The organism is Halorubrum sp. SD683 (assembly GCF_002135045.1).
In the GTDB taxonomy this organism is placed as follows: Archaea; Halobacteriota; Halobacteria; order Halobacteriales; family Haloferacaceae; genus Halorubrum; species Halorubrum ezzemoulense.
On sequence record NZ_NEWJ01000032.1, the window covers coordinates 23,756 to 30,114 of the forward strand.

Here is a 6,359-nt window from a genome sequence, read left to right on the forward strand (position 1 = left end):
GACGGGAGCCCACACGCCGCGCGACCGCGGGCCGCCCGACGCTTCAGACCTTTTATGCCGTCGACCGGGCAAGGACGCCCGATGCGCTCCCGTCGAATCGGCGAGTACGACGCCCTCCTCCTCGTCTCGCTCGTCTGGTTCCTCGGGAAGTTCGTCCGGTACCTCTTCCCGCCGCTGTTCGAGTCGATCCGGGGCGCCTACGGCGTGAGCAACGCGACCGTCGGGACCGCGTTCACCGGCTTCATGATCGTGTACGCGCTGTTACAGTTCCCGAGCGGTGCGGTCGCGGACCGGGTGGGTCCGGTACGGGTGATCGTCGCCGGCGCGCTCGTCGCGGGCGCGGGGTCGCTCGCGTTGGTGGTCGACGCCCCCTTCGCCGCGCTGGTGGCCGCGATGCTCGTCATCGGCGCGGGGACGGGCGTCCACAAGACCGTCTCGGTGCGGCTGATCGCCCGCGTGTACCCCGCTCGCACCGGGCGGATGCTCGGCGCGCACGACACGCTCGGCGCGATGGGCGGGGTCGCCGCGCCCGCGGTCGTCGTCGCCGTCCTCTCGGCGCCGCCCGCGCTCGCGGCCGTCCTCGCGCGCCTGCCCGGCGCCGACTGGCGCGCCCCCTTCCTGCTCACCGGGACGCTCGCCGTCGCGCTCGCGGCCGTCGCCGCGGTCCGGCTCGCCGGATCCCCGGCGGCGACGGGGGCGGCGGACGAGGGCGACGACGGCGGCGATCCGGGGGCGCGCGACTACCTCCGGCTGTTCGGGGACGCCCGGTTCGCGGCGTTCGTCCTCGTGACGGTCGGCTTCTCGTTCGCCTACAACGGCCTCGTCGCGTTCCTGCCGCTGTACCTCTCCGAGGCGGTCGAGCTCGCGAGCCCGACGGCGAGCCTGCTGTACTCGCTCGTGTTCGCGATGACGCTCGTCCAGCTCGTCACCGGCGATCTCTCTGACCGCGTCGGCCGCTTCCCCGTGATGGTCGCCACGCTCGGGCTGGCGGCCGCGACGCTCGTCGCCCTCGTCTCGCTCCCCGCGCTCGGCGGCAGCGCGCTCGCGGCCGGCGCGGTCGTCGCCGCCTTCGGCCTCGGGTCGCACGGCTTCCGCCCGGTCCGGGGCGCCTACCTGATGGAGCTGCTCCCCGAGCGGCTCGCCGGCGGCGGCCTCGGCGTGGTCCGGACGCTGCTCATGGGGGCCGGCGCGCTCGCGCCGAGCGCGGTCGGCGTCGTGGCCGACGCCGCCGGGTTCCGCCCGGCGTTCGCGCTGCTGGCCGTGTCGATGGGGGTCGCGGCGGCCGTCGCAGCCGGGCTCTGGCTGACCGAGTCGAGGGAGTGACGGCCGCTCACGCCTCGCCGTCGGTCTCGCGCAGGATGAACGGGCCGACTGAGAGGGTGCGCTTCGTCACCGTCGCGATCCGGAGGATGTAGGCTAAAAGCAGCGCGAACGGGACGAGCGAGACGGCGGCTGCGAGCGCCACCCAGAACGCGACGGCCTCGACGCCGAGGATAGACCCGGCGTAGCGCTCGGCGTCGAAGAAGGCGACCATCGCCGCCGCCGTCAGCAGCGCCGGGACGGCGGACACGAGTATCCGCCGCGAGAGGTCGATCAGCTCCCACTGGAAGTACAGCGTCTTGAAGTGTTCACGGGCGGGGCCGAACAGCCGCAGCGTCTCAATCAGGTCGTCGAGCGCCGCCGCCGCGGTCTCGTTCAGCGCCTCGCCGTGGCGCTCGCGGAGCCGCCGGGCCGCGAACAGCTTCCACGAGTAGTTGAAGTCGAGGACCGCCGATATCACCTCGAACGCGCCGAACTGAGCCCCGTCGAGCCCGTCCGTCGTCCGGGCAGCGTTCTCCGCGACGGCGTCGGTCAGGTCGTCGGTCGCCCGGGCCAACTCCGCGTCGGTCGTCCCGGAGACGGCCTCGCGGAGGGCGGTCGCGCGGTCGCTCGCCGTCCGGACGAGCGCGCCGAGGAACGCCGCCGGCTCGGCGGGGCTGACCGGCTCGCCGAGGACGGCCGCCGCGTCGTCCCGGAACGCCATCGCGCCGTCCATGCGCTCGCGCTGGTCGCCGACGGCGCCGAGCTCCTGTGAGAGCACGAGCTGGTTCAGCGTGAGCACGAGCGTGACGCCGGTGATCGTGGCCGTAAGGAGCCCTTGGAACAGCGTGTCGACGGAGTCGCCGCCGCGGAGGGTCTCGGCGGCGCCGGGCAGGACGGCCCCGGCCGCCATCAGTCCGAGGAAGACGAGCGAGAGGATGACGGCCGTGACGAGCCGTCGGTCGGCGTCGAGCAGGAGCCACAGCGCGACGCGGCTCCGATCGGCGCGCTCGCGGACGCTGTCGTCCGGCGCGTCGCCCGTCTCGGCCATGTCTCGGAGTCCCGGGCCGGGGCGAAAAAGCCTCCGGGGTCGCCTCCGAACGCCGCCCCGGCGCGCGCCCACCTCAGTCGAGCGTTCCGGGATCGAACGCCGCCGGGTCGAACTCGTGCTCGCGGAGTCGGTCGGGATCGACCGCGCGCAGCACGGACTCGTCCGTCGCCTCGAGGACGACCGGCGGGGCGACGCCCGCCTCGGCGGCCTCCAGCCACCGGCCGACGCAGAGGCACCAGCGGTCGCCCGGCTCCAGCCCGGGGAACTCGAACTCGGGGCGGGGCGTGATCAGGTCGTTGCCGCGGTCGCGGCTGTACCGAAGGAACTCGGCCGTGACGACCGCACAGAGCGTGTGCTCGCCGGCGTCGCCGTCCACGTCGCGACAGTGTCCGTCCCGCAGGTAGCCGGTCGTCGGGTCGCGGCCGCAGGGGGCCAATTCGCCCCCGAGGACGTTTCGGTCCGCCGTGCCGTCGGCGCCGCCGTGGTCGCTCGACATACTACCGGGTTCGGTCTCGGTCGGAATAAGCGACCGGTCGATGTGGCCCGCGGACGGCGCCGATCGCGGGCGTTCGCCCGGCGGTATAAGTGCCGTCCCGCCGAACGGTCGCGTGATGAGCCGGAACGACGAGGTCGCGACGCGGTTGGAGGAGTTCGCCGACCTCCTCGAGGCGACGGGCGTCGAGTACAAACCGACCGCCTACCGACGGGCGGCCGAGAATGTCCGCGACCACCCGGCGCCGATCGAGGGGCTCGCGGCCGACGGCGAGGACGCGGTCGCCGAGATCGACCGCGTCGGCGACGCCATCGCCGCGAAGATCGTCGAGTACGTCGAGACCGGCGAGATCGGAGAATTAACCGAGCTCCGCGAGGAGCTGCCCGTCGACATGGCCGGGCTGACCGCGGTGGAGGGCGTCGGGCCGAAGACGGTCGGCTCGCTGTACGACGCGCTCGGGATCAGCGACCTCGACGAGCTGGAGACCGCCGCCGAGGCGGAGGAGATCCGGGAGGTCTCCGGCTTCGGGGCCAAGACGGAGGAGAACATCCTCGACAACATTCCGTTCGCGCGCGAGGCCCGCGAGCGGACCCGCCTCGGCGACGCCCGGCCGGTCGCGGACGACGCGCTCGCGTACCTCGCCGACCGCGACGCCGTCGAGTCGGTCGAGGTGTGCGGCTCGATCCGGCGGTGGAAGCCGACGATCGGGGACATCGACCTGCTCGTCGCCAGCGAGGAGCGCGATCCAATCGTCGAGGCGTTCACCGACTGGGAGGCCGCGGACGCGACGATCGAGGCGGGCACCGGGAAGGCGAGCGTGCGCGCGGACGGCACCCGCGTCGACCTCCGGATCGTCGACCCCGACGAGTTCGGCGCCGCGCTCCAGTACTTCACCGGGTCGCGGGCGCACAACGTCGCCGTCCGTAACCGCGCGATCGACCGCGGGCGCAAACTGAACGAGTACGGGCTCTTCGACGTGAGCGACGCGGAGGGCGAGGCGGCCGACGACGACGCGGAAGGCGAGGCGGCCAACGGAGCCGCCGCGGACGGCGCGGAGGCCGACGCGACGCGTGCCGGCGAGCGCATCGCGGGGGAGAGCGAGGACGAGGTCTACCGCGCGCTCGACATGGACCCGGTCCCGCCGGAGCTCCGGGAGGACCGCGGCGAGGTCGAGGCCGCCGCCGAGGGTCGCCTGCCGCCGCTCGTCGGGCCGGACGAGCTCCGCGGCGACCTCCACACCCACACCGACTGGTCCGACGGCGGTTTCTCGATCGCCGAGATGGCCGCGGCGGCCGAAGAACGCGGCTACGACTACCACGTCGTCACCGACCACGCGACCGGACCGGGAATGGTGGGCGGCGTCGGGCTCGACGAGTCCGACATCGAGGCGCAGGCCGCGGCGGTCGCCGAGGCGGCCGACGAAGTCGATATCCCGCTCCTCCACGGGATCGAGGCGAACATCGACGCCGGCGGCGACCTCTCAACCGACGACGAGACGCTCGCCGCCCTCGACTTGGTCGTCGCGTCGCCGCACGCCGCGCTCGGGCAGGACGCCGAGGCGGCCACCGAGCGACTGGTCCGGGCGGTCGAGCACCCTCACGTCGACGTGCTCGGCCACCCGACCGGCCGGTTGATCAACGAGCGACCGGGGCTCGACCCGGACGTGGAGGCGGTCGCAGAGGCGGCGTCCGCGTCGGACACCGCCATCGAGGTGAACGCGAACCCCGCTCGGCTCGACGCCGACGGCGAGTTCGTCCGGGCCGCGGTCGAGGCGGGCGCGACGATCGCCGTCAACACCGACGCGCACGCCCCGCGCGAACTCGACAACGCGCGGTACGGCGTCCACACCGCGCGGCGGGGGTGGGCGCGGGCCGCCGACGTGCTCAACGCGCGCTCGCTCGACGGGCTCCGGTCGTTCCTGCTGTAGATGACGGACCGGGACGGGAGCGCCCCCTCGGCCGCCGACCGCCCGCCGGTCCTGCTCGACGTGATGTGCGGGAAGCTCGCCACCTACCTCCGGCTCTGCGGGTACGACGCCGCCTACGCGCTCGACCGGGGGATCGAGGCCGACGACCGGCTCCGCGAGGTCGCGGCCGCCGAGGACCGCGTCCTCCTCACTCGGGACCGCGACCTCGCGGACCGCGCCCCCCGCGGCGACCCCGCCGTCGACGCCGTCCTCCTCGCCGAGCGCGACGTGCTCGACCAGCTCCGGGAACTCGCCGCCGCCGGTCTCCGCGTCGAACTCGCCGACGAGCCGACGCGGTGCGGCTCGTGTAACGGGCCCGTCGAGCGCGTCGACTCGCTCGAAGTCGGCGACCCGTCGGCCGACCGTCCGGAGTACGTCCCGGACGACGTAGGGTCGGAGCGCCCGGGGTGGCGCTGCACCGAGTGCGGCCAGTGGTTCTGGAAAGGGGGGCACTGGGACGACGTGGCGGCGCGGCTCGACGAGATCTGACCGCCCCGCCGAGCGTAACCGGTTTGACCGCCCGACGCGTAGTCGTCGCCAATGGAACGCGAAGGGGCCGTCGACCGTCTGGAGTCGCTCGTCGACCGCGTCGCGGGCGAACCGATGCCGGTGCCCGTCCGCGAGGTGTGGGCGTTCGGCGACGTGGCGCTCGGACTCGACCCGGTCGACCGGCTCGACGTCCATCTCACCAAGGACGTGATCATGGGCGGCGACGGCGACGCGGCCGCGGCGTTCAAGGCCGAGTACGGCGTGAAGGGCGTCGGCACCACCGTCGACGCCGAGTGGGCCGAGGCGCACCCGGACCGCGTGCGGACGAGCGACAACGGGTACGCCGCACCCGAGAAGTGCCTCGCGGCCGAACTCCTTGACGACGACGAGCCGATCCACTTGGAGGTGTGTAACGCGGGCTTCGAGGACAACGTCCGGCAGCGCCTGAAGGGCGCGCTCGCCCGGGACGCCTACGAGGAGGTGCTCGACCCCCGCGGGGTCTGCCTGTGGGTCGACGGCGAGCGCGACGACGAGGCCTTCGACCGCCTCCGCGAGGCCTCGCTCGCGATGCCGACGCTACCCGCCGCGCTCGGGATGCTCGGCGCCGACGAGGAGGCCGCGACCGAGGCCGCGGACGTGTTGAAACGACAGCGCACAGAGCAGGAGGGCGCCTCGGTTCGCGGCGACATGGTGTAAGGCGGACGCACCGCGACGCTATTTATAAATCGAACCCGGTGCGGTGGCGCGCGCCTCCGAGCGGTCGCCCTCGGCGGCCGCGAGACAGCACGCGCGAGGGAGTCGGCCGGCCGGAGCGAAGCGGAGGCCGGCCGACGAGGCTGGGGAGGCGTGAGGCGCGGTGCGGGGCGGGACTCATACGGTCGTGCGAAAGTATTTCCCAATATAGTCGTATTCTATAGTAATGGGTCGGTTGGATGGAATCACTCTGGAAGAACTTCACGAGCTACGTGAGCAAACAGCGGGAGAGATCCCGCGAGAACGTGTTCTCGCGGCGATCGGCCGAAAGCAGGGAGACAATCTTGACACACTCGCTGAACGCCATG

6 protein-coding genes are annotated in these 6,359 nt (G+C 73.2%); 4 read left to right on the forward strand and 2 right to left on the reverse strand.

The window, feature by feature from the left end:
* Nucleotides 1–81: 81 nt before the first annotated feature.
* A complete protein-coding gene (locus B9G49_RS09665; RefSeq protein WP_086216213.1) occupies nucleotides 82–1,323 on the forward strand; it encodes an MFS transporter in 1,242 nt (413 codons plus the stop codon).
* Nucleotides 1,324–1,330: 7 nt separating this feature from the next.
* On the opposite strand, the gene B9G49_RS09670 is transcribed toward B9G49_RS09665, so the two are convergent.
* Complete coding sequence (locus B9G49_RS09670) at nucleotides 1,331–2,350, reverse strand: hypothetical protein (protein ID WP_086216214.1); 1,020 nt, start codon at nucleotides 2,348–2,350, stop codon at nucleotides 1,331–1,333.
* Nucleotides 2,351–2,423: 73 nt separating this feature from the next.
* Nucleotides 2,424–2,846 (reverse strand): DUF2237 family protein, encoded by a 423-nt coding sequence (locus tag B9G49_RS09675; RefSeq protein ID WP_049932401.1) that lies wholly within the window; start codon nucleotides 2,844–2,846, stop codon nucleotides 2,424–2,426.
* Between the two features lie 115 nt (nucleotides 2,847–2,961).
* On the opposite strand from B9G49_RS09675, the gene B9G49_RS09680 reads away from it, so the two are divergent.
* Genes B9G49_RS09680 through B9G49_RS09690 form a run of 3 tightly spaced genes read left to right on the forward strand, consistent with a single transcriptional unit; the run spans nucleotide 2,962 to nucleotide 5,994 of the window.
* Nucleotides 2,962–4,770: a helix-hairpin-helix domain-containing protein gene (locus B9G49_RS09680; protein WP_086216215.1), complete on the forward strand. Its 1,809-nt coding sequence runs from the start codon at nucleotides 2,962–2,964 to the stop codon at nucleotides 4,768–4,770.
* Entirely contained in the window at nucleotides 4,771–5,298 is a 528-nt protein-coding gene (locus tag B9G49_RS09685; RefSeq protein ID WP_049932398.1) for a Mut7-C RNAse domain-containing protein, read from the forward strand.
* Nucleotides 5,299–5,349: 51 nt separating this feature from the next.
* The gene (locus tag B9G49_RS09690) at nucleotides 5,350–5,994 is read left to right on the forward strand and encodes a hypothetical protein (protein WP_086216216.1); all 645 of its coding nucleotides are present in this window, start codon (nucleotides 5,350–5,352) and stop codon (nucleotides 5,992–5,994) included.
* Nucleotides 5,995–6,359: the final 365 nt, after the last annotated feature.